The 22,674-nt window shown below is 62.6% G+C and carries 20 protein-coding genes; 2 read left to right on the top strand and 18 right to left on the bottom strand.

The window, feature by feature from the left end:
- Positions 1-10: 10 nt before the first annotated feature.
- Genes AC0L2V_RS25950 through AC0L2V_RS25925 form a run of 6 tightly spaced genes read right to left on the bottom strand, consistent with a single transcriptional unit; the run spans position 11 to position 7,012 of the window.
- Complete coding sequence (locus AC0L2V_RS25950) at positions 11-973, bottom strand: ABC transporter ATP-binding protein (protein WP_091597382.1); 963 nt, start codon at positions 971-973, stop codon at positions 11-13.
- On the bottom strand, positions 970-1,893 hold the full coding sequence (locus tag AC0L2V_RS25945) for an ABC transporter permease (RefSeq protein ID WP_413468470.1): 924 nt from the start codon (positions 1,891-1,893) through the stop codon (positions 970-972). Before AC0L2V_RS25945 ends, AC0L2V_RS25950 begins: the two co-directional genes overlap by 4 nt.
- A gap of 1 nt (position 1,894) precedes the next feature.
- A complete protein-coding gene (locus AC0L2V_RS25940; protein ID WP_091597385.1) occupies positions 1,895-2,872 on the bottom strand; it encodes an ABC transporter permease in 978 nt (325 codons plus the stop codon).
- A 58-nt stretch (positions 2,873-2,930) separates the two neighbouring features.
- Entirely contained in the window at positions 2,931-4,541 is a 1,611-nt protein-coding gene (ggt, locus tag AC0L2V_RS25935; RefSeq protein WP_473521563.1) for a gamma-glutamyltransferase, read from the bottom strand.
- Positions 4,538-5,398: an alpha/beta hydrolase gene (locus tag AC0L2V_RS25930; protein ID WP_128179654.1), complete on the bottom strand. Its 861-nt coding sequence runs from the start codon at positions 5,396-5,398 to the stop codon at positions 4,538-4,540. Before AC0L2V_RS25930 ends, ggt begins: the two co-directional genes overlap by 4 nt.
- Before the next feature lie 12 nt (positions 5,399-5,410).
- Positions 5,411-7,012 carry an ABC transporter substrate-binding protein gene (locus tag AC0L2V_RS25925; protein ID WP_473521562.1) on the bottom strand — a complete coding sequence of 534 codons (1,602 nt, stop codon included), beginning with the start codon at positions 7,010-7,012 and terminating at the stop codon, positions 5,411-5,413.
- Positions 7,013-7,242: 230 nt separating this feature from the next.
- On the opposite strand from AC0L2V_RS25925, the gene AC0L2V_RS25920 reads away from it, so the two are divergent.
- Positions 7,243-8,037 (top strand): IclR family transcriptional regulator, encoded by a 795-nt coding sequence (locus AC0L2V_RS25920; protein ID WP_091597394.1) that lies wholly within the window; start codon positions 7,243-7,245, stop codon positions 8,035-8,037.
- Positions 8,038-8,051: 14 nt separating this feature from the next.
- On the opposite strand, the gene AC0L2V_RS25915 is transcribed toward AC0L2V_RS25920, so the two are convergent.
- The 12 genes from AC0L2V_RS25915 to AC0L2V_RS25860 all read right to left on the bottom strand — a co-directional run bounded on the left by AC0L2V_RS25915 (position 8,052) and on the right by AC0L2V_RS25860 (position 21,009).
- Positions 8,052-9,905 (bottom strand): CHASE2 domain-containing protein, encoded by a 1,854-nt coding sequence (locus tag AC0L2V_RS25915; protein ID WP_473521561.1) that lies wholly within the window; start codon positions 9,903-9,905, stop codon positions 8,052-8,054.
- Between the two features lie 81 nt (positions 9,906-9,986).
- Positions 9,987-10,703 (bottom strand): FecR domain-containing protein, encoded by a 717-nt coding sequence (locus tag AC0L2V_RS25910; RefSeq protein WP_027152473.1) that lies wholly within the window; start codon positions 10,701-10,703, stop codon positions 9,987-9,989.
- A 95-nt stretch (positions 10,704-10,798) separates the two neighbouring features.
- Complete coding sequence (locus AC0L2V_RS25905; RefSeq protein ID WP_473512463.1) at positions 10,799-12,055, bottom strand: tetratricopeptide repeat protein; 1,257 nt, start codon at positions 12,053-12,055, stop codon at positions 10,799-10,801.
- 329 nt (positions 12,056-12,384) lie between these two features.
- Positions 12,385-12,552 (bottom strand): hypothetical protein, encoded by a 168-nt coding sequence (locus AC0L2V_RS25900; RefSeq protein ID WP_473512461.1) that lies wholly within the window; start codon positions 12,550-12,552, stop codon positions 12,385-12,387.
- Between the two features lie 15 nt (positions 12,553-12,567).
- A complete protein-coding gene (locus tag AC0L2V_RS25895) occupies positions 12,568-13,755 on the bottom strand; it encodes a magnesium transporter (RefSeq protein WP_473512460.1) in 1,188 nt (395 codons plus the stop codon).
- A gap of 344 nt (positions 13,756-14,099) precedes the next feature.
- Entirely contained in the window at positions 14,100-14,912 is an 813-nt protein-coding gene (locus AC0L2V_RS25890) for an SDR family NAD(P)-dependent oxidoreductase (RefSeq protein WP_473521560.1), read from the bottom strand.
- The gene (locus AC0L2V_RS25885) at positions 14,909-15,910 is read right to left on the bottom strand and encodes a sugar phosphate isomerase/epimerase family protein (protein WP_473512458.1); all 1,002 of its coding nucleotides are present in this window, start codon (positions 15,908-15,910) and stop codon (positions 14,909-14,911) included. Before AC0L2V_RS25885 ends, AC0L2V_RS25890 begins: the two co-directional genes overlap by 4 nt.
- A 40-nt stretch (positions 15,911-15,950) precedes the next feature.
- Positions 15,951-16,718 carry an SDR family NAD(P)-dependent oxidoreductase gene (locus AC0L2V_RS25880; protein WP_473512456.1) on the bottom strand — a complete coding sequence of 256 codons (768 nt, stop codon included), beginning with the start codon at positions 16,716-16,718 and terminating at the stop codon, positions 15,951-15,953.
- A gap of 10 nt (positions 16,719-16,728) precedes the next feature.
- Positions 16,729-17,832 carry an ABC transporter ATP-binding protein gene (locus AC0L2V_RS25875; protein WP_473512455.1) on the bottom strand — a complete coding sequence of 368 codons (1,104 nt, stop codon included), beginning with the start codon at positions 17,830-17,832 and terminating at the stop codon, positions 16,729-16,731.
- A 25-nt stretch (positions 17,833-17,857) separates the two neighbouring features.
- The gene (locus AC0L2V_RS25870; RefSeq protein ID WP_128179643.1) at positions 17,858-18,760 is read right to left on the bottom strand and encodes a carbohydrate ABC transporter permease; all 903 of its coding nucleotides are present in this window, start codon (positions 18,758-18,760) and stop codon (positions 17,858-17,860) included.
- Complete coding sequence (locus AC0L2V_RS25865; RefSeq protein WP_473512454.1) at positions 18,753-19,688, bottom strand: carbohydrate ABC transporter permease; 936 nt, start codon at positions 19,686-19,688, stop codon at positions 18,753-18,755. The genes AC0L2V_RS25870 and AC0L2V_RS25865 overlap by 8 nt, the downstream gene beginning before the upstream one ends.
- Before the next feature lie 55 nt (positions 19,689-19,743).
- Complete coding sequence (locus tag AC0L2V_RS25860) at positions 19,744-21,009, bottom strand: ABC transporter substrate-binding protein (RefSeq protein ID WP_473512453.1); 1,266 nt, start codon at positions 21,007-21,009, stop codon at positions 19,744-19,746.
- A gap of 121 nt (positions 21,010-21,130) precedes the next feature.
- Here AC0L2V_RS25860 and AC0L2V_RS25855 point away from each other — a divergent pair, with 121 nt between their 5' ends.
- The gene (locus AC0L2V_RS25855; protein WP_473512451.1) at positions 21,131-22,369 is read left to right on the top strand and encodes an ROK family transcriptional regulator; all 1,239 of its coding nucleotides are present in this window, start codon (positions 21,131-21,133) and stop codon (positions 22,367-22,369) included.
- Positions 22,370-22,674 lie beyond the last annotated feature (305 nt).

Genomic DNA, 22,674 nt, shown 5'->3' with positions numbered 1-22,674 from the left:
GTGGAGGGGATCATACGCGGAACTCCGGCAAGGGATGAACGCAGCGGTGCTCGCGCGGGCCAGCAGTGAGCAGAGGCACCGCCTGGGCACACGCCGCGTCGGCGCGCGCGCAGCGCGGGGCGAAAGCGCATCCGGCCGGCAGCCGCGCAACACTGGGCGCCATTCCAGGGATCTGCCGAAGCCGCTCGCCACGCCGGTTGCGGCTGGGAACGGAGTCGATCAGACCGGCGGTATAAGGGTGCAACGGACGGGCGAGAACGTCCGACACTGGGCCGGATTCGACGATGCGGCCCGCATACATCACGGCGATCCGGTCGGCGAGCCGCGAGACGACGGCGAGATCATGCGTGATCCAGATCAGCGACGTGTTGTTCTGCGCCACGAGCTTTTGCATCTCGGCGAGAATCTGTGCCTGGATCGTCACATCAAGCGCGGTGGTCGGCTCGTCGGCGATGATGAAGTCCGGCCGGTGCAGCAGCGCAATAGCGATAACGACGCGCTGGCGCATGCCGCCGGAAAACTGATGTGGATAGGCCTGCAGCCGCTCATCCGGACTCGGGATCCCGACCATGCCGAGCGCGTCGCGCGCCCGCGCCCTGGCGTCCATGCGCGAGACGTTTTCATGCGCCTGCACCGCCTCGATCATCTGCGTGTCGATGCGCAGGACCGGGTTCAGCGTCATCATCGGATCCTGGAAGATCATCGCCATGCGGCGCCCGCGCAGCGCTCGCATCTCCTCGCGGCTGGAGCGGGTGATGTCGCGGCCGTCGAAGACGATCTGGCCGCCGACGATCGTGCCTGGCGGATCGACAAGGCCGATGATGGAAAAGCCGGTGACCGATTTGCCGGACCCGCTTTCACCGACGAGACCCAGAACCTCGCCGCGCGCGACGCTGAACGAGACGCCGTCGACGGCTTTTGCTTGTCCGAAATGGGTCCTGAGATCGCGGACTTCGAGCACGGTCGCATTCATTCGCGCCCCCGCGGGTTGAGCACGTCGCGGAGCCGATCACCGACGAGGTTGATCGCAACCACGGTAATCAGCAGCGCCACGCCGGGATAGAAACTGATCCACGTCATGCCCGAGAGCATGTACTGATAGCCGTTGGCGACCAGCAGGCCGAGACTGGGCTCGGTGATCGGCACACCGAGGCCAAGGAAGGACAAGGTCGCCTCCAGCGAGATGGCGCGCGCCACCTGCACCGTCGCGATCACGATCAGCGGCGGCAGGCAGTTGGGCAGAAGATGGACGAACAGGATGCGCCATCGCGGAATGGCGAGCGACTCTGCCGCCTCCATGTATTCCTTGCGCCGCTCCACCAGCGCCGTGCCGCGCGCGGCACGTGCATAGGTCGCCCATTCGACGATCACCAGAGCGAGTACGACGTTGAGGATTCCCTTGCCGAGAAAGGCGAGGATCATCAGTGCAACGAGAATGGAGGGGAAGGAGAGTTGCAGATCGACGATGCGCATGATCGCCGTCTCGGTCCGACCGCCGACATAGGCGGCGAGCAGGCCTAAAGAGGCGCCGAACAGCGCGGCGAAAAGCGCCGAGCTGACGCCGACGCCGAGCGATATGCGCAGGCCGTAGATGATGCCGGAAAGCATGTCACGACCCTGGTCGTCGGTGCCGAGCCAGAAAATCATGCCCGTCATCGATTGCGAGCCGGGCGGCAGGCGGCTGTCCATGATGTCGAGCTGGTTGAGGTCGTAGGGATTTTGCGGCGCTATAAGCGGCGCGAGCAGCGCCAGCCCGATGATCGCGGTCAGCAGCACGAAACCGGCAATGGCGGCAGGCGAGCGGAAGAATGCCCGCACGAGCACTCGAAACGGCGCCTCTTCACCCTTCTCGGCCTCGGTAGGCATCGGTGGCGGCAAGGTGTCGACGCTCATGTCACGGTCCCTCGCCCTGGAGCCGCACCCGCGGGTCGAGTGCCGTATAGGTCAGGTCGACGACGAGATTGATGATGACGAAGAAGGCGACGATCGCCATCAAGTATGCGGTGATGATCGGACGGTCGAGCACGTTGATGCTGTCGATGATCAACTTGCCCATGCCAGGCCAGCTGAACACGCTTTCGGTGACGACCGAGAAGGCGACGATAGAGCCGAATTCCAGGCCGATGATGGTCACCACCGGGATCATGATGTTCTTCGAGACGTGGACGCCGATCACGCGCGTTTCCCTGAGGCCCTTGGCCCGCGCGAACTTGACGAAATCGAGCGGCAGGACTTCGGCGACGCCGGCGCGCGTCAGGCGCAGAATGAGGCAGGCGTCGAACAAGGCGAGGTTCACCGCCGGCAGGATCAGGTGGGCAAGGCCGTCTTTGGTCAGGAACGCCCATTGGACACCGAACAGTTCGGCGGTCTGGCCGCGCCCGCCGCTCGGCAACCAGCCGAGCTGCACGCCGAAAAACATGATCAGCACCAGCCCGACCCAGAAGGTCGGCAACGAGAAGCCGAGGATGCTGACGGTCATGATGACGCGGCTCAAGATGCCATCCGGCCGCAGTCCGGCATAAAGCCCGAGCGGCACGCCGACGACGATGGCAATGAGGATGGCAGAGACGGCCAGTTCGAGTGTTGCCGGCAGTCGCTGCAGGATCACCCTGATCGCCGGCTCGTTGTAGACGTAGCTCTCGCCAAGGTCGCCATGCAGCGCTGCCCAGAGGAAGCGGAGGTACTGCTGCCAAAGCGGCAGGTCGAGCCCGAGTGCCTGGACGACGCGCGCGCGCTCGATCTGATCGGCGTCGGGCGAGATCAAAATGTCGACGGGATCGCCGATGACGTTGATCGCGATGAAGACGATAACTGTCATGGCGAACATGACCATCACGGCCTGGAGCAGCCGGCGCGCGACGGCTGCGGTCATAGCATCGCTCCGCAGCCTGATTGCCGGAAAGGGTCGCCGGTCGTCTGTGCGCGGCAGATCACGCCGGCACCGCCATCGCCATGCCGTCGCGCTGCGGATCGGCGCCGCCGCGGCAAATTCCGTCTTCGATCTGGATGCCGTGGAGGGCGGCAAAAGCATAACTTTGCCAGGAGCGCTTCACCTCGTAGCCCCGGCCCTCGATTTCTTCAGTGACATAGCGCGGAATGCGATTGGAGACGTCGATTGTGTTCGACACCGCCACGATCCTCGGGGCGGCCACCGCTTCCGACATGCTCATATCGAAATCAATGAGATTCATCAGCCCCTGCGCCATGGACGGCGCGATATAGCTGCCGCCGGGCGCTCCCATGACGATCACCGGCCGGTCGTCCTTGAATACGATTGTGGGCGCCGCAGAGCTGGCCCGCCGCTTGCCGGGAGCCAGCGATCCGGCCCGGCCCGGCCTTGGGTCGAAGCGGCTCATCGTTCCGTTGTACATGAATCCCAGGCCATCGGTGATCGCCCCCGAGGGACTGCCCAGCGTATGGGTCAAGGCGACGGCATTGCCCTCACGGTCGACCACCGAAATATGGGTCGTGTCGCGCGGCGACCGGTCATCGACGCGCTCGATCCTGGCGCGCAGCCCGGCCTTGATCTCGGCGGCGAGCCCGCTGCAATAGTCGCGGGACAGCAGCCGCGCGACCGGCACGTCGACATAGGCAGGATCGCCGAGATGGCGGTCCTTGTCGATGGTCATGCGCTTCATCGCCTCCGCCAGCAGGACGATGTGCTCGGCACCGTCATGCTCCATGGCTCCGACATCAAAATGCTCGAGGATGTGGAGCAATTGCAGCATGGATATGCCGCTGGCGGGCGGCGGGCTGGTCGCGATATCGTAGCCACGATACTCGCCCCAGAGCGGTTGCGCGGTGGATAGCTCATAGCGCGCCAGATCATCCTTCCCGATAAGGCCGCCGTTGGCGGCCATGTCGGCGGCGATTTCTTCGGCGATCTCGCCCTTGTAGAAAATGTCCGGACCGGCGGCCGCGATGCGCTCGAGCGTTTGGGCGAGGTCGGTGTTGACGACGACGTCGCCTGGCAGCTTGACCGCGCCGTCCGGGCGAAAATAGATGGCGCGCCCCGTGTTGCTGAAGCGCAGCTTGTCAAGGGTCCGCACTTCGCCGGTATCTACGCCGTCCTGGGCCCAGTACCAATGGACATGCGGGCGGACCATAAAGCCGCGCCTCGCCTGCTTGGCGGCGGGTGCGACGACGTCGGCCCATTCAAAAGTGCCGTATCTCGCCACCGCCTCGGCATAGCCCTTGACACTGCCCGGCGTGCAGACGGCGAGATAGCCGATCTCGCTGATGCCGCCTTCCAGCAGAAATGCGAAGCCGTCGCGCGACTGGCCGACCAGAAGGTCGCTCCACATTTCAGGCGACGCTTTGAGCGGCGCCCTGGCGTAGAATTCTAGCACCTCGTGCACGCCGCGTCGCGGCATATAGACCTGCATCGAGCCAAAGCCCCCGATGCCCGCCATTTGAGGGTCGACGACGCCTTGCATGAAAGCGCAGGCGATCGCCGCATCGACGGCGTTGCCGCCGCGTTTGAGCACCAGCGCGCCCGCCTCGACCGCCTCCGGCTGCGGCGCAACGATCATTGCATTCATCTTGATGCGTTCCGTCGTTCCTTGAGCGCCTGGGCCAGGAAATCCTTGACCGGATCGAGAACCGCGTCGCGTTCGTGGGCTACCCCGGGCAGCAAATCGAAGCGTACGCGCACACCCGCTTCCTCGAACGATCGACACAACGTCCTGAGGCGCTCCGGCCTCGTTTGTCCTGCATCGTTGGCGCCCGGCATCCAATGGGTGCTGCCCTGGGCGTGCGTGATTTCCCAGGTCTCCAGGTCGGCATCGCCGACGATCATCTGGACAGGCACTTTTGCCAGCGCGGCGGCGTCGAAGGTGATGCCGAACTTCTCCGGCAGGTCGCGAATGCCCACCCACCAGTCCCGCGTGGGATCGAGCAGGGTCACCGATCCCGGTGCGCCGATCGACGCCGCCCATAGCCTGTCGGGATGAAGGATGGCGAAGCGATGGGTGAAATGCCCGCCGCCGGAAAATCCGAACATAGCGAAGCGGGTCCAGTCCTGACGGTATTTCGCGACGACTTCCTCGACTATCGCGAGCAGCACCTGATCGTAGCGGATGTCGCCCTCGATCATGTATTTGTATCCGCTGCGGGCATCGTCGCCGAGAACGCCCATTGGAAACACCGGGCACAAAATGGCGCAGTCGTTCCAGCGTCCGAACTCGGCGAACGCATCACGGAAACCCAGGAACGAGGTGCGGCCGGTACCATGGACGGCCACCAGCAGGTCGACTTGGGCGCCTTCCCCAACCGCGGGCGGTACATACAGGCAATAGTGGAAGCGTGGGTCCGATTTGGAAGCAAAGATGGCGGTCGCGCCAAGATCGTATGTAGCGCGACCGCGATCCGCAACAGATCCCGTGGCGATGCTCGTCAAGTCTACACCTCCTCAGACAATCTTGGCGTTCATGGCCAGCGTATACTGGTCGGCCCGCGTCGTGAACTGAAGGTCCTTTCGGGCAGCCACGACGAGAACCTCATGGTGCAGCGGAATCAGGGCGACGTCGTTGAAGACGATGTCGCTGAGCTCCGAGAGCATCATTTCGCGTTTGGTGTCGTCCAGCGTCCGCTTCGCCACAGCCAGTTTGGCATCGAGATCGGGATTGGAGTAGCGGCCCGAATTGGCGATGCCCATACCGGCGTCCGGATTCTGCGTCGCGACCAGAGCTGTCATCGGGTTCGAGGATTCGCCTGTGTTGACGCCCCAGGAGTCCAGATTGACGCTGAACTCATGGGCATCCGCCTTGTCGGCATAGACCGACCAGGGCATGACCTCGACGCTGACTTCCAGGCCGATGCGAGAGAACATCTGGGCCACGGCCTGCACGATCTTCGAATCGTTGACGATACGATCATTGGGCCCGTGGATCGTCAGGCGGAAGCCATCGGGGTAGCCGGCCTCGGCAAGCAGGGCCGTGGCTTTTGCAGCGTCGAATGGAACGGGTTTGATAGCAGCCGAGGTGCCCGGTGCGCCGGCGGGCAGAAACTGTGAAGCGACAATGGCATTGCCCTGCATCAAGCGCTCGACAATGGCGCTGCGGTCGACCGCCATGGACAGCGCCTGCCGCACACGCAGATCCTTCAGCGGATTGCGGTCGAGCGGCTTGCCATCCTTGCCGCTGATGAAGGGCGTCACGTCCCTGAACGTGTCCAGCGAGAAGAAGACCACCCGGCTCGATACGCCGCGGATGATGTGAAAGCGCTCGTCTTGTTCGACGCGGGCAACACCCTCGTAGGGCACCTGTTCGACGAGATCGAGATCGCCGGCGAGCAGGTTGGCAAGCCGCGCGCCGGCATCGGTGACGATGCGGAGCTCGACGTCCGGCAAAGCAGGCCTCGGTCCCCAGTAGTTGGGATTGGCGGAAAGCGCGACACGGTTGCCGGAAACATATTCCTTCAGCACATAGGGGCCAGTTCCGATCGCCGCGGTGCCGTTGTTGAACTGATCGCTCGGGGTATCCTTGAACTTGGCGCGGATGATGCGAATGCGACTGAGCGAATTGGGCAGAAGCGGCTCCGGCTGCTTGGTTTCGATGAGAAGCTTGCCGGTTTGGGGCGAGGTGATCGACTTGATGTTGCGCGTGTAGGTCCGGAACGACGCCGTGCTGTCGATGGTGTTGGCCCGGTCGAATGAGACGACGATGTCGTCTACAGTGAGCGGCTCACCGTCGCTGAAGCGCACGTCCGGCCGCAGGTCGAACTCCCAATGGGTGTCGTCGACCACGCGCCAGGCCGTCGCCAGCCCCGGTCTGGAGATCGATTTTTCGTCGTTGATGACAAGCGTGTCGTAGATGTGGGTGGCAAGCGCGTTGTTCGGCGCATTGCTCTTCAGATGCGGGTCTAGCGTCGTCGGCGGAGCAGCCATGCCGATCCGCAGCTGGCCATTTGCCGCGGCGTGGGCAAGCCCCGTCCAGCCAATGCCTTGCAAGACGGCGGCACCGCCGAGCGCCCATTGCATCAGCGCACGGCGCGATATTGTCCGGTTCATCATTGGTTTTCTCCGTGTCCACTCTGGATAGTTCCATCGGAGGAGTTCTTCCGCTGCCGCTTGCCATGATCGAGCCCAGCTTGGGATCCGCTGATGGTGCCGGCCTCCTTCCTGACAGCGAGTGAAACGAAAGCTTCACTATTTGTCAACACAGATAAACCATCGTTTCGCTAGACGATACAAATTTTTTCGTTTAACCTCCTGCACGAGACGCTTTGGCGAGGAAGTGAGAAATGACCGATCAAGCAGATACCCGGTACACGGTCGATTCCGTCGATCGCGCGATCAGTTTGTTGCAGACTGTGGCCGGCGAGGCAGATCTTGGCGTTTCCGAAATCGCGCGGCGTTCCGGCGACAGCAAGGCGCGCGCTTTCCGGCTTTTGCAGACGCTGGTGCGGCGCGGCTTGCTGGCGCGATCATCGGATGGAAAAGGCTATCGCCTCGGCCTCGCTGCATTGATGCTGGGCCACGCCGCCAGCGAACAGATGGACCTGATCCGCATAGCAAACCCTGTTCTGGAAGAACTCGGTCAGAAGATCGGCGAAACCACCCAGTTGCGGATCCGCGATGACCAGGAAAGCCTTTGCGTCGCCAAATGGGAGCCGAAGCGGGACCTTCGAGTCAATGCGATTGTCGGCCGGCGGCGTCCGCTACATGCCGGTTCGAGCAAGGCGTTCCTGGCCCATATGGGTGATGAGGAGCGCGAGGCCATTCTTTCCGGCCCGTTGAAGCGCTTCACCAAGAAAACGGTGACCGATCCTCGGCTTCTTAGGGGCGGGCTCGAGCAAATCCGCAAGGCGAAGTTTTTCGTCAGTCGCGGCGAGATCAACGACGATCTGATTTCGATCACCGCACCGGTGTTCGTGGCGCCGGGTAAGATAATCGCGGCGCTGAACATCGCTGCCCCGGAAAACCGGGTGCCGGAAGAGCGTATAAGCGAACTGGGCGACATGGTGGCCCGGGCCGCCCATCGTATTTCCGCCGCCCTTGGCTTCCGCTCGCCGGCTGCCAATGACATAGCGAGTTGAACTGGTGCCAAGCATCACACTGCCTCGGCAGATCGCGACGAGGGGTGTATCTCCGGAACGGTGAAAACCGGCACCTCACCCTTGAAGCCTTGGAGTTCGAAGGCACCCGCCTGGACAACCGGCATCGACGCTCCCTCCGCAAATCCGGGACCAAGCACCAGGGGGATGCTCAGCTTTTTGGTCGTTGACTCGAGCCGTGCCGTGCGGTTCACCGGCGAGCCGATCGCGGTGTAATCGAAGCGCCGTTCGGAGCCGAAATTCCCGACGGAGCAGATGCCAGTCTCGATGGCGACGCCGATTTCGATAGGGGGGTGCCCGCGCGCGGTGAGCGCGGCGTTTTCCCGCTTGACCCGTTCGATCAGGGCGAGCCCGGCTTCGAGCGCGCGCTCGCGATGATCTGGCTGATCAAGCGGCGCGTTCCAGAAAGCTAGCACGGCATCGCCCATGAACTTATCGATGGTCCCGTCGCGCTTGAGTATCTCATCGGTCGCAAGGCCGAGGAAGTGATTGACCACCTTTCCGATTTCCTGGGCATCGAGTTGTTCGCTCATCGCCGTGAAGCCGCGTATGTCACTCAGCAGGATTGTGATCTCGCGCTTCTCGCCGGACAGGATCGCTTCGGTGTCCGAATTTGCGAGGCGCTGCACCACGGAGGGCGACAGATATTGGGAAAACTGCCGTGCCAGGGTGGACCGGCGCTGCTCGCTGCGCGTGTAGAGGGCATAGCCTTCGAAGCCAGCTACGAGGATCGTCGCAAGCGCCGGCTGCAGTGGGTCATAGAGCTTACCCTGCAGGCTGTATTCGAGAGCGCCGAACGCGAAGGGCGTGGCAGCCAGGAGCGCCAGAGCGAGGGCGCCAAGCATGACACGCTGGGCGAGCACTCCGGAAAGCCCGATGAAAACGATGCCACTGAGGACCAACCACAGCCGCTCCAGCGTACGCGCTTGCGTTGGCTCTACAAGATAGCGCCCGGCAAGGATCTGGCCGATTGCATCAGCGTGGATGTCCACGCCTGGTCGCGCCGGACGCGCCGGGGTGGGCAGATACTGCGTCAATCCCACGGCTGACAGATCAACAATGGCGATGGCGTTCCGTAGCAGCGGATCGCCGCGACCCGAAAGGATATTAGTGGCAGATATGCGCGGCGTGTTGGTGTCGGTTTCCCAAAGGCGGATGCTGCCCTGCGGCTCAAGTGGCACAATGGTCCCGGCCATCCTGAGCGCGTCAAACCCGGCGACATTCATCCGGGCTACGTAGCCGCTCTCTCCGGCGTAGAGGCGCAGGAGTTCGAGCGCGAACGACGGCCAGAGCTGCACGCCTTGAGCCGTATTTCGGAGCCAGAGCAGCGGCACATGGCGTAGTACGCCGTCGGGATCGGGCAAAGTGCGAATTACGCCGAGGCCTGCAGCGGCGCTCGAGAAATCAGGAAGGGAGCCTGTCAGACCGGTGAAGCCAGGAAGCGTCTCGGGTACCTGCCCGACGATCGACCAGCCGGCTTTGGGCTCTGCGTCTGAAACCGTCACCTCGTTGCCCAGGCTGACGGCGAGCGCCGTTCGATTTTTCGCCAGTGCGCTGGCGAGGCGCTTGTCTCCGGCGATGCCATCAGGAGAGATATCAGGCTCGGGCAGCACCAGCGCAAGCCCGATCACCGCGGCACCGGACTCGGCGACACCATCGACCAGATCGGCCAAAAGGCCACGGTTCCAAGGCCATCGCCCATATGCCTTAAGGCTCGCGTCGTCTATCGAGACAATGACAACAGGATTGCTCGTCGCCTGGCGCGGGGCGAGGGACTGGTAGAGGTCGTACGTGCGCTCGCGCAGGCGCGACAGCGGCCCGTCGAAAGCAAAATGGCAAGCGAGCAGCAAGAGTACGACCGCAAGACCAGGTATTTTCCGCCTGGCAGCCCGCCGCCAATCAAGCGAGGGGCTCATGCCGCTCGGCCAGCCTTACCGGCAGTCGGGAAAGCAGTCATCATCCTCATCATCCACCCCACTGCCTACAGGGGGCGTTGGGCTGTCAGGGAACTCCATGGCCACGCCGGGCAATGCGCCGTCGGTGGATTTGCAGGCTTTGAGCGAATTGCCGAGTGCTGACGCACAAATCGCGCTTACGTTCAGCCCCGGACCCGGTTCGCCTGGCAGGCCGGTGCCGGCTATTCGATCGATGCTGTCCAAAATCGGGAACGCGTCGATACCGCCGTAGCCGGTCAGCAGTTTGTCGTTGTCCGACGTGCAGGCGTGGCCCGGGTTTGTGATCACGAGCTTGCGACCATTCATCATGCAGGTCATGCGGCCGGCGCGCAGTATGCCGACGGTCTGACCAGCAATCACAAGCACCTCAATGATGCCACCTCTGGCTCCGAGCACCATGTGTGGCGTCGCAACTTGCATGTCGCCGCCTTTCGAAACCTGGCCCCCGTAGAAACGGGCCAGGCCGCTGTTCATCCTGATGTCGATCTTTCCTGATCGGGACCCCGGATTGTAGACGAATTCATCGATCGTCAGGCTGGTGTTCGGACCAATCTTGGCGCTCGACTCGTCCCGGAACACGAGCATTCCGAGACCGGTGATATTGCTGCGCAGCTGGTCGCCGAGTTCGACGCCAGCGCCGACGTTCATCGCCTCGCCGTGATTGCGGATAATGTTGGTCTGGTAGGCCGTCATGGACCCAACCGTTTCAGCGCCAGATGGTGCCGCAAAGGCAAGGCAGGCGATACAAGTGGCTATCTGACGATACAGGGTCCTCATCGCGGCCTCTTTCAGTTGAGCGTCAACGTGTAGCTCACGAGCAATTCGAATGAATTTCGGTCGCCGCTGGCGATCTCGAAGTCGGTTTCGCGATAGGCGAGGTCGACACTGACCTTCTGCCATTCAGTGAGCTGAAAATCGCTTTCCGAGGCAATGCGCCAGAAGTCGCTCTCTATGTTCGTGCCGATGCCGACGGACAAGTCGGGAGTGTCGCTGTGGCCGGCCGAGACGGCGACCTGGTGAGACCATGCGAACAGGTCCGGTACTTCCATCAGCACGCCGCCGTAGCGGACCTCTCCCATGTAGCTGCGGCCGATTTCGTCAGCTCCGGAGGCGAAGTCAGTCGAGCCGACTAGGCGCAGTCCGAGCGCCTGGCCATTGCGGAAGCGGTAGCTGCCGCCTGCCTCATAGAAGACCCTGCTATCGGCGAAGATGCCTTTCGAGCTGCTTAGATCGATGTAGCCGGCACCTGCAAAAAGCGTCGTCTCGACGGTGGGGCGCACGAGGAAGCGCCCACTTAGACCGACGCCGGTCTCGTGAACGTCGCTGTCGAAGCGATCTGTGACGGCGAACGCGGAAAGTAGCAGCCGTAGCGAATCGATCCCGCTGTTGGGCAGTCCCTTGTCCAAGGTAATGGCGGCGTTCCCGTGGATAAAAGTCTCCTCGGCACCGGGAACCGACAGGTCTTTGGTGAAAAAGCGCTCTGTCGCTGCCAGCGAGCCCGAGAGGACAAGTGCATCAGCACTTGGCGTCCCGAGATCCCATCGGATAAAGCCTTCCGCCCGCCCATAGGGCGAGACCAAGGTGCGGTCGTCTTCGGCCCCGCCCGGCTCAAAATCGGTGGATGCGCTGAACATGCCGCCAGTCAGAGCGATTTCCCAAGTGACGCCACGTAACGCGCGCTCGATGCGGGCGAGCAGGCGAACGGCTTCCTGCTGCTCATCCGCGGACAGGTCCCCGACCTCGAGGCCGTACTGCGCCTGCCGCCGGGCCAATTCATAGGAGCCGACATGATAATACAACCGGCTGGCCGAGAGCCGGGCGCGCGCATCGCGAGGATGTTTGATGAGATACTGCTCGATCGACGAGATCGCCTGATCGTACTGCCCTGCGTTGACGGCAACTGTGACGAATTGAGCTAGCGCTCCGTTGTCGGTCGGATTGGCAATGCGGGCCGAAAACGCATCGTCATAGGCCGGATAGAGACCTTGTGCGCCGGCCGGCAATATGCCGGTACAAAGCAGCGCCGCGGCGAAGCCGAGGATCATTGAAAACGAGGAATGCATGCCGAGAACCCACCCCAACCCGACTAGTGCAGCGGATCTAGCACGCCTGCACGAAAAAAAGCGACAGAACTGTCAGGAAACCTCCGAGTCTTCAGCAGCTGTTGCAGCTGCGCAACAAACTATCGCGTTCATTCGCATTTCGCCTACGCTGGTTGGTCAAACATCTTCTCAGCGTTGCTTGGCTTCCAGCAAGTATTCGCTACAAACGGCAACTAATCAAAATCATAATCAGCGGTGGATTGCGCAGCCGACAAGATCAATATTGTTTGCGCGATTCTCCACGTATCTGGTCGCCGCACGACGCATCAGGGTCACATGGAGCTCATCCGAAGGTCTTCCGCCGCGGTGCGCAAGCGCTCGGAGAGCTGGCGAGCGATGCTTCTCAGGACGGCCTGCGCGATGTGCGGCTTAGCCTTTGTTATCTTGTTGAACGCCGACGAGGTCACTTCATAGGCAACAACGTCCTCGTCCGCGATCACGTCCGTCGAGCGTGCCTACAGCACAAGCATGGTGGCCAGTCCCAGCATCAAGCCCATGCCTACAATATCGGTCACCGTCGTGAGGAAGATCGCGGAAGCCACGGCCGGATCGGCGCCGACCCGCCGCAGGCCCAACGGGATCAGCACGCCGGAGATCCCGGACATGAGGCACGATCCGGACATGGCGAGCAGGATGACAAGCGCCAGCATGGGCGCCTGGGATGCCGACTCCGGCTGCCGTGAAGCGTAGAACCACATGGCCGCAGCCGCCACCAGACCGACGAGCAAGCCGTTGGCGATCCCGAGCGCTCCCTCCCTCAGCACCAAGTGCAGCTTCGGTCGTTTGTCCACATCCCCTAAGGCGAGGCCACGCAGCGTAATAGCCAGCGCCTGACAGCCGGTGTTTCCGCTCTGTCCGGCCAACACCGGGAGGAACGCCGCCAACGCGACGATCTTCTCGATCGTGCCTGTGAACGAGCCGACCACGAAAGCGGCTATGAAGGCCGTCAGCAGGTTGAGCTGCAGCCACGGATGACGTTTCAAGAAGGCTGAAAATAGCGGAGTGAAAGAACGCTCCTCCTTCTGGACACCCACCATCTGGCCAGGCTGGGCAGAAATCTCGATGATTTGCTGCTCGAACAGCCGCCAGCCGCGAACCTGCCCGAGCAGCCGGTTCTCCGCGTCCACCACGGGATAGACCGGGTAGTGACGGCGTACCGCCGCCTTGCAGGCTTCGCTCAAAGGCATATCGACGTGAAGGACGAACGGACTCGCCAGCATAATCTGATCCACCGTCGCGTCGGCCTCACTCAGCATCAGATCGCGCAAGACCACTAGGCCAACCAGTCTATCGCCCTCGTCCGTGATGTAGAGGTAAGTCAACTCGCTCGGCACCTGCGCGCGCCTGACGGCTTCGACAGCGGCGGCTACCGTCGTCCCGACAGCAACGCTGGCGGGGATCGGATCCATCAGCTCGACGATGGCCTCGGGGATCGCGAGATCCTTGCCGTCGGTATGATATTTGATGGGCCTCCTTTGCGATGGCAAATACTCCGCCACCTTATGGGCGTGCCTATCCGGTAACAACATTAGTGCGTCGCGGATGAACTCGGGAGACTCTCGGGCTAGCAATTCAGCCGCGTCGTCAGGGGCTCGAGCACGCAGCGTGCGCACCAACTTCTGAATGTCGTTCTCTTCCCTCATCTGTTCCCCCAACCTCTAATGTTGCGCCTCTGAGCTTATAGACCGGACCGTTTCGCTCTGCCCAGGCGCACGGTGGCCCGAGCGCCTCGATCCGGAATCTTCGCCTTCTCAGGGCGCCGAGTAGACCGACCCAGACAAATCTGAGCCATTGCGTGGGTGCATACAGGCGGGCTGTAACGTCAGCGTGTCGCCAGGAGAATCGACGTGTTGCCGAACTTCACCGTCGATTCCCGAGCTCTGCGAGCACGTCGCAACTCATCAACGAAGTAAGGTCGGCAAATGGGCCGTCGCGGCCCTGCTCATTGGGGTGCGCTCAGCCCGACAGTTCGCGTGCCGGCCGCGATTCAACCTGGGAAGATGGTGAAGCCGCCATCGACGCGAATGACCTGCCCGTTGATGAAACGCGCGCGCGGACCGGCGAGGAAGGCCACCGCTTCGGCGATCTCTTCAGGCTCGGCATAGCGGTTCAGCGATTTCTTGCTCGAATCCATGCGCTCCGGATCGACGACGCGGCTCGCCTGGAACCGTGCCGTCTTGGTGGCGCCGGGGCTCACCGCATTGATGCGCACGCCATCGTCGATCAGTTCCTTGGCGAGGCAACGCGTATAATGCACGACGGCCGCCTTGAGCGTGGAGTAGACCACCTCCGGCGAGCATCCGATATGCGCTGCCGCTGAGGCAATGTTGATCACCGAGCCTGAGCCGCGTTTGACCATGGGCGGAATGAACGCCTGGCAGACCAGCATCGTGCCGATGAGATTGTTCTCGGTCAGCACCTTGATGTCTTCATAGTCGATGTCGAGCGCGTTGTTGGGACTGGGCTTTACCCCCTTGGCGCCGATGTCGCCGCCGGCGCAGTTGACCAGAACGTGCACATCGCCGAGCTCCGCTTCGATCTTCCTCTTCATTTCGGCAACGGCTTGCCTGTCACCGATGTTGCCCGTAACCGCGGTTACCCGTATCCCATGCTTTTCCAGACCCCTGGCGGATTCGCCGAGGTCTGCGAATTCGCCATATTGCGACGGCCGGGTCCAGTCGAGATCGTGGATGGCGACGTTTGCGCCGAGTTCGGCCAGGCGGGCGGCCATGACGCGGCCGAGGCCGCGTCCCGAGCCGGTCACGAAGGCAGTCAGGCCGCTGAGTTCTCGGGCAGTCATGCTGATTTCTCCATTGCAATGAAATCGAACTTCTTCATGTTGGCGGCGCTGCGCCGGATCATGTCGAGCTCATACGAAACCAGCGCGCCGTCATCGTCGCGCTCCCACGGCGTCCGGTAGTCGGCGTCGTCAGCAAGGCGGTTTACGCGCGCAGCACTCAGGCAGGCGGCGAACTCGCGCGCAGTCTTCGGCGCATACCCGTTCCACCAGTCGTCGCTGAGACAGCGAACGTGGCGGGCTTCCAGCGCGCCCGGCTCGAGCACGGCGGTCAGCGTGTCGTGATGCTCGGCGAGGATGGCTGCCAGTCCGGCGAAGGGCACGGCGCCGTCGCCGATCGCGCAGCGGACCAGACGATAGCCCTCATCGGTGAACTGCACGCGATAGTCCTTGAGGTGGACATGGCGGACGTGCGGTGCGATGCGCCGCGTGAAGGCAAGCGGCGCCTCGCCGACAGGGAAGGTGTTGCCGGTGTCGTAGGTGATGCCGACGCCCGGCCCACCGAGTTCGCAGAACGCGACCAGTTCGTCGCTGCCGAAGTCCTGATGGTTTTCGATGCCGAGCACCCGGCCCTCAGCCGCCGCACGCGGCCCCCATTCCGTCAAGGCAGCGCGGATCGTCGCGTTGAACTCGCTCCATTTCGGGCCCCACAGGTTGCGGTCGCCGCACAGGACGGGGGTCAGTGCGATACGGATCGTTGTCGCCTCGAGCAGGCGCGCCGCCCGAAACGCGCTGTCCAACGGACCGGCCATCAGAAGTCCGCCACTGACCACCGGGACGATGTCGAGCGCGGCCAGACGCCTGCGCAGCTCGACGATTTCGGCGTCCGGCAAGTCGGTCAGCCATGGTTCATAGATCTCGAGCGTGCGTGCGCCCAGTTCCTGCGCAAGCGCCATGAAGCCTTCCAGCCCCGTCCCGTCCGGATTGTGCCGCGGCGTATCGCGCCCCTGCAGGCCGAGAGTGTAGGTCAGTCCGTATGGGTTGAGGCCGAAACGAAGCATCAGCTTGGCAGTCCCGTTGAAAGATGTAGAATCGATCGCATCAACGCAGACCGGCATCGACGGCGATGGACTGCTTGGTGATCATGCGGCTGTCATCGGCGGCAAGGAAGAGCACGGTCCGCGCAATCTCTTCGCCCAGCAGGACGCGGCGGATCAATTGCCGTTGCACCGTCTGGTCGATTGCGTCCTGGGTCCTGAACCACAGCTGGCGCTGCCGCTCGGTGATGACGGCGCCGGGTTCGACTGCATTGACGCGGATGTTGTCGGATCCGAACGACCGCGCTAATGCGCGCGTCAGCGCCACCACAGCCCCCTTGGCGGTGGCATAGGCCACCATCTGGTCCGCGCCGAAACGCCAGGCGATGGAAGAGAAGTTTATGATCGAGCCGAAGCCGATTTCCTTCATATGCGGATGCACCGCCTGCGCAGCGAAGAAGTGATGCCGGAGATTGACGTCGAAGCTGCGGTCCCAATATTCTGACGTCACCGCGTCAACGGGTTGGCGCTGATCATCGGCAGCGTTGTTTACCAGAACGGCGACCGGACCGAGCCTAGCGCGCACGTCTTCTACCGAAGCCTGCAGCGCATCAACGTCCGTCACATCGCAATGGAGGTACAGGGGGGCCTGTTTGGCGACGCCACCGAGCTCGCGCACCAGCGCCTCCGCGGGTCCATCCTGCACATCGAGGAAGCATACGCGGGCGCCATTCGCCACGAAAGCGCGAACCATATCGGCGCCGATCCCGGAGGCGCCGCCGGAGATCAGCACGACGCGATCGGTCAAGCTCGGGTAAGTCGCGAATTGCATGGACATCAGATCACAGAAGCGCCCTGGTTGCTGGATCGAACAGACAGGCGCGCGACATGTCGATGCCGAGCGTTATCGTCTCGCCCATGACGGGAGCGTCATCCGGCTCGAATCGGCCGGTGATCTCCAGGTCGCCTAGCCTGAGGACGGCAAGCGTCTCGGCGCCGGTCGGCTCGACCAGTTCGACCGGCGCCTGCATGGACTCGACAGCAGGTTTGCGCGACTTCAGGTCCGCCGTGAAACGGTAGATGTGTTCGGGCCGAACACCGAGCACCACATCCTTTGGCGCACCGACAGGCAGTGGCGCGGCAAGGGCAAGAGCAAGAGTGGCGTCGCCGCCGTCAGCGGCGCGCACTGCGATGCTGGTTGAGCCGGTAAGCCGGGCGGGAATGAAATTCATCGCCGGCGATCCCATGAAACCGGCCACGAACATGTTGGTCGGCCGGTCATAGATCCGCTTCGGCGTGTCGAACTGCTGCACCGAGCCCTGGTTCATCACCGCAATGCGGGACGCGAGCGTCATCGCCTCGACCTGATCGTGAGTGACGTACACCGTCGTCTTGCCGACGCGATGGTGAAGCTTCTTGATTTCCGTGCGCATGTCGACGCGCAGCTTGGCGTCGAGATTGGACAGCGGCTCGTCGAACAAAAACAATTTTGGGTCGCGTACCAGGGCGCGCCCCATCGCAACGCGCTGCCGCTGGCCACCCGACAATTGCCCGGGCTTGCGGTTGAGCAACTGCTCGATCTGCAGCAGTACGGCAACCCGCTTTACGGCTTCCGCCTGCTCCGCTTTGGGCACGCCTCGGCTCTCCATGCCGAAGGTGATGTTCTGGCGCACCGTCATGGTCGGATAGAGGGCATAGGACTGGAACACCATCGCTATGTCGCGGTCCTTGGGCTGCACGGAGTTCACCAGCCGGTCGCCGATCCAGATCTCGCCCGAGGTGACGGTTTCCAGGCCGGCGATCATGGCGAGCAGGGTTGACTTGCCGCATCCCGACGGGCCGACGAGGGCGACGAACTCCCCGGTTCGCGCCTCGAGATTGATGCCGGCCAGAATCTCGAGCCCGCCATAGCTCTTGTGAAGGTCGCGGATCATCAGCGCGGACATGGGCGATGCCTCATTTGATGGCGCCTCACTTGATGGCGCCTTGTGTCAGGCCGCGCACGAAGTATTTTCCACCGAACAGGTAGATCAGCAGCGGCGGCAGCGCGCCGATCAGCACGGCTGCGCTCATCACATCGTAAGCACGGGCGGTCGTGCCGCCGGCAGTAAGAGCGACCAAAGCCGCCGTAATCGGCTGCTGCTGGCCCGAGGTGAAGACGACGCCGAACAGATACTCGTTCCAGATGCCGGTGAATTGCCAGATGACGGTGACGATCAAAATCGGCGGCGACAGCGGCAGGATGATTTTGCGGAAAATCCGCCAGAAGCCGGCGCCGTCGATGCGTGCCGCCTTGATAAGGTCATCCGGTATGCTGACGTAGAAGTTGCGGCAGAACAGGGTGGTGAACGAGACGCCCTGGACGACGTGAATCAACACCAGACCATACGTCGAATTGGTCAGGCCGAGCTTGCCGAGCAGGAACGCCCACGGCATCAGCGAGATCTGGCCGGGCATGAAGACGCCGAGCAGCATCAGGTTGAACAGAATTTCCGAGCCCTTGAAACGCCATTTCGACAGCACATAGCCGTTCATGGCGCCGAGGAGCGTGGAGATGAGCGTTGCTGGGATCGTCATCCAGAGCGAATTGAAGAAATTGCGCTTCATGCCTTCGCAGGTGCCGCTGACACAATAGGTGCCCCAAGCCTGCGCCCACGCGTCGAGGCGGAAGCTGCGCGGCAGCGAGATGAGGCCGTTACGGGCAATGTCGGACTGCTCCCGCAACGAGTTGAAGACGACGACCAGCAGCGGTGCAAGGTAGATGACGGCGAAAAGCGTCAGCACCGCATAGACAAGGAAGCGACCCCAGAAATATCGCCGCGTAGCCGCGGCCGCTTCGGGATCATGCCGGGCGTTGGTGACAATTTCAGCCATTGCGGCCCTCCGCCCGCCTGCGCCAAACGATCCACAAGGAATAGGGCACCAGCACAACCGCGAGGGCAGCGAGCATCATCATCGCCGCGGCGGCACCCTCGCCGATCTGCCCACGCTGGAACATCAGGTCGTAGACATAGATCGCCGGGAAGGTAGTCGACACACCTGGCCCACCCCGCGTCAACGCCGCCACCAGGTCGAAGGTCTTGATGGCGAACTGGATCTGGATGACGGCCACCGCCAGAAAAATCGGGGCGATCGTCGGCAGGATGACCTTCCGATAGGTTCGGGAAACCGACGCACCGTCGATCTGCGCTGCTTTGATGAGATCCGGATCGACCGATCGCAGGCCAGCCAGGAAAAGCGCCATTGCGAAGCCGGACGACTGCCAGATACCGGTTATGACCACCGCATAGATTGCGGTGTTGCGGTTGGCCGTCAGGGCGAAGCTGAAGTCGGTCCAACCGAGCCCCCGCACGAAGGCCTGGATGCCGTCGACGGGATTATAGAGCCAACTCCACACCGTGCCGGTGACGATGAAGGAGACTGCCAGCGGATAGAGGAAGATGGTGCGCCAGACCGCCTCGCCGCGAACGCGCTGGTCGATCAGGATCGCCAGAAGCAGTCCGATGGCCATCGAGCCGACGATATAGAAGCCGCTGAACAGAAAAAGGTTGGTGTAGGCGATGTTCCAGCGCCGGTTCGCCCAGAGCGAAGCGTAATTGTCCAGACCGACGAACCCATAGGTCGGCATCAGCGACGAACTGGAGAGCGAGAGATAGAGCGTCCAGAGCGTGAAGACGAAGACGTAGATGAAACTCGCCGCAAGCGACGGCGCCAGCACCAGAATGGGCACCATCGTGCCCAGGCGCTGTCGCCACGGGGTTGCGGTAGCCGCAACCGGTACGGTCAGGTCACGCGTTGACATCTTCTGCTCCGGCGAAGTCGGGGCCGGGCGACGCGCGACATCATCGGCAGCGTCTTCACATCTGCGCTTCGGCCGCATCGGCCATCGCGCTGGCTGCGTCCTGCGCGGTCATGTCCGGCGTCGCCACGAATTCGGTGACCGTATCCATGATCGCGCCGCGCACCTTCTGCGGGATCGTCATGTTATGCGCCATCGACCGGACAAGCGTGCCGCCATCGATCGACGCCTGCAGATCCTTCTGGGAGAGCTGCTGGCAGGGATTGAAGCCGTTCGAAAGATCGACGTCGAGACGGGCCGGGATCGAGCCCTTGGTCTGATTGAAAACCGTCTGGAACTCGGGCGACAGGATGGTGCTGGCGAGCAGTTTCTGCCCCTCGACGTAGTCCGGATCCTTCTGCTGGAAGAACACGACCGAGTCGGAATTCAGGATGAAGCCCGGCTTGCCCCAATCAGTCGGCGCCTGGGCGCAGATGTAGTCGGTGCCCTCCTTGAAGCCGCCGGCCGTGAGCAGGCCGAGCGTCCAGTCGCCCATGATGTGGAAGGCGGCCTCGCCGCGGCCGACCAGATGCGACATGCTATCCCAGTCGCGCCCGTTCATGCCGGGGTCCATATATTTCGTCGTCATGGTGCGGAACTGTTCGAAGGCCTTGACCATGCCGTCGCTGCGCATCGCCTCGACGTCACCCTCGACGAAGGCCTTCTTGAAGAGATCGAGATCCATTCCGTAGACGACGACCTCGAACACCGTCGAATCGGTCCAGTCCGCGGTCGAGTGCGAGATGCAGATCTTGCCCGATGCCACGACCTTGTCGCAGGCGGCGTTGAAGTCTGCCCATGTCTTCGGCACCTCGGCGACGCCTGCTTCCTGCATTACCTTCGGCGATGCCCACAGCCAGTTGATGCGATGGATATTCATCGGCGCCGCCACCCAGCTGCCGGTCGGCTTCATCACCGGCAGCAATTCGGGAGCGACGACCTTTTCCCAGTTTTCCGCCGTCGCCAGTTCGTCGAGATTGGCGGTCATGCCGGTCTCGTTCCATTCGGCGATCTCGGGTCCCTTGAGCTGTACCGCGGGGGGTGCATTGCCGGCGATCACGTCGGCGCGCAGTTTCGCCAGCGTGTTGGCCGTGTGGCCGGCGATGGAGGTCTGCTGCCAGGCGCCACCCTTGGCGGTAAACATCTCACCGAGCTTGGCAATAGCCTGGGCGTCCGATCCGGACGCCCATTGATGCAACAGGTTGGTCTTGGGCTCAGCGAACGCGGCTCCCGCAACAAGGGTGTACGCCGTAGCGGCCGCAACGGCCGTCCTCAGATATTCCATCGTTTCACTCCCATAGGTGATGCACGGTTCGTATCGACCGCTTGTGGACGCAGTTTTGAGCTCGTCGCAGACAATTTGAGGTCGTCGCCGACGGGGATGCAGTATCTCCGTTCTTTCCAAGATGACATATTTGAGCTATCAGTCAACGTCCTTTGTGCTCATCATGAACAAACCTTCGCTTAGAAACTGGCTGATCGACAGGCCCTCCGCATCACCGGAGAGCCTGATCGTGCGCTGCCTGCGTGAGCGCGGCGTGCTTTCTGCCTCGCAAATCGCGCATATCACCGGCTTGGCGCGATCGACGGTCTCAACGGCGCTCAACGGCTTGAAAAAATCCGGAATGGTGATCGAATCCTCGGCCCATCACGACGGGGCCAGGGGCATTGGCAGGCCTGCCGCGACCTTGACGCTCAATCCTGTTGCGGGCACCTGCGTCGGGATCCATCTGGGCCTCGACGAGATGCGGTGCATCGTTGCCGACGTCTCGCATTCTGTCATTGCCGAACAAACTCTTCCCATGGGTCTGGACTACCAGCCACAACAGGCGGCCGAGTTCGCCAAATCAGCAATTGCCCAATGCTACGAAGAGAACGGTCTGCCGATGGCGGGGCTCCTGGGGGTTGGGGTTTCCGTCTCGGGCCCTGTCAGCCGCGAAGGCGTGGTGCAGCGTGCGAGTATTGTTCCGACCTGGGCCGGGGTCAACATCCGCGATGTGTTCGGGCCGGTTCTCGAACAGCCGATTTTCGCCGACAACGAGAGCAACTGCTCGGCCATTGCCGAGCTGATGTGGGGCGCGGCCGTCGGCCAAGACGATTTCGTCCTGTTCAAGATCGATCTCGGCGTCGGCGGGGCCATAGTCCAGCATGGCAGGCTGGTGACCGGAACCGCCGGCGGCGCCGGCGAATTCGGGCATATCAGCATCGATCCCGGCGGCGATCTTTGCCGGTGCGGCAATCGCGGATGCCTGGAGCTCTATGCGAGTTTTGCCCGGCCGCTGGAGCAGATTTCGCGCATCGTGCGGCGGCCGGTGACGATGGACGAGGTGATCATGATGGCTGAACAGGGCGACGTCGGGGCGCTACGGATGATCGAGGACACCGCGGACTTCGCCGGCCGCGGTCTTGGTCTGATCGGCTCGGTGATCAATCCGCCGCTCATCATCATCGGTGGCCGCATGGCGTTGGCAGGCGACATTCTCCTGGCACCGCTGATCACGTCATATGAACGCCACACGCTCATCAAGTCCCGCGATATCGCGCCCGCCCTGCGCACGCGGATAATCATTGGCAAGCACACGCAGAACGATGCCTTGCTCGGCGCGGTCGGCCTGGTGCTGCGCCACAACAGCCGGCTGCAATGATTTGACTGCGGCAGCGCCGCTCGGTACGACGATTTCGCCTTGTTGCCTCGCAAATACCTGGACTGCCTGCTCGACCGAAGGAGCCCTCGTGCCGTACCGCCCGGTGATAGAGCGAACAGACGCTTCCTCGGAGATGGAGTCAGGGGGAAGCGTCATCAGAAACGTCCGTAGTCGATCACGCTGCTCTGCCTGCGCCAGCTTGCGATCGAAATATTCCACCCGCTGTTCTTCGAGCTTGGCCAGCCGCGCCTGCTCGGCACGCCGCTGGCGGGCAATCTCCACAAGCCGTGCCCGCCAGCGGGTGA

The sequence above is a fragment of the Mesorhizobium sp. WSM4814 genome (genome assembly GCF_055811595.1).
The sequence above is the reverse complement of the archived record's forward strand: the minus strand, read 5'-3'. Positions and strand labels throughout refer to the sequence as shown.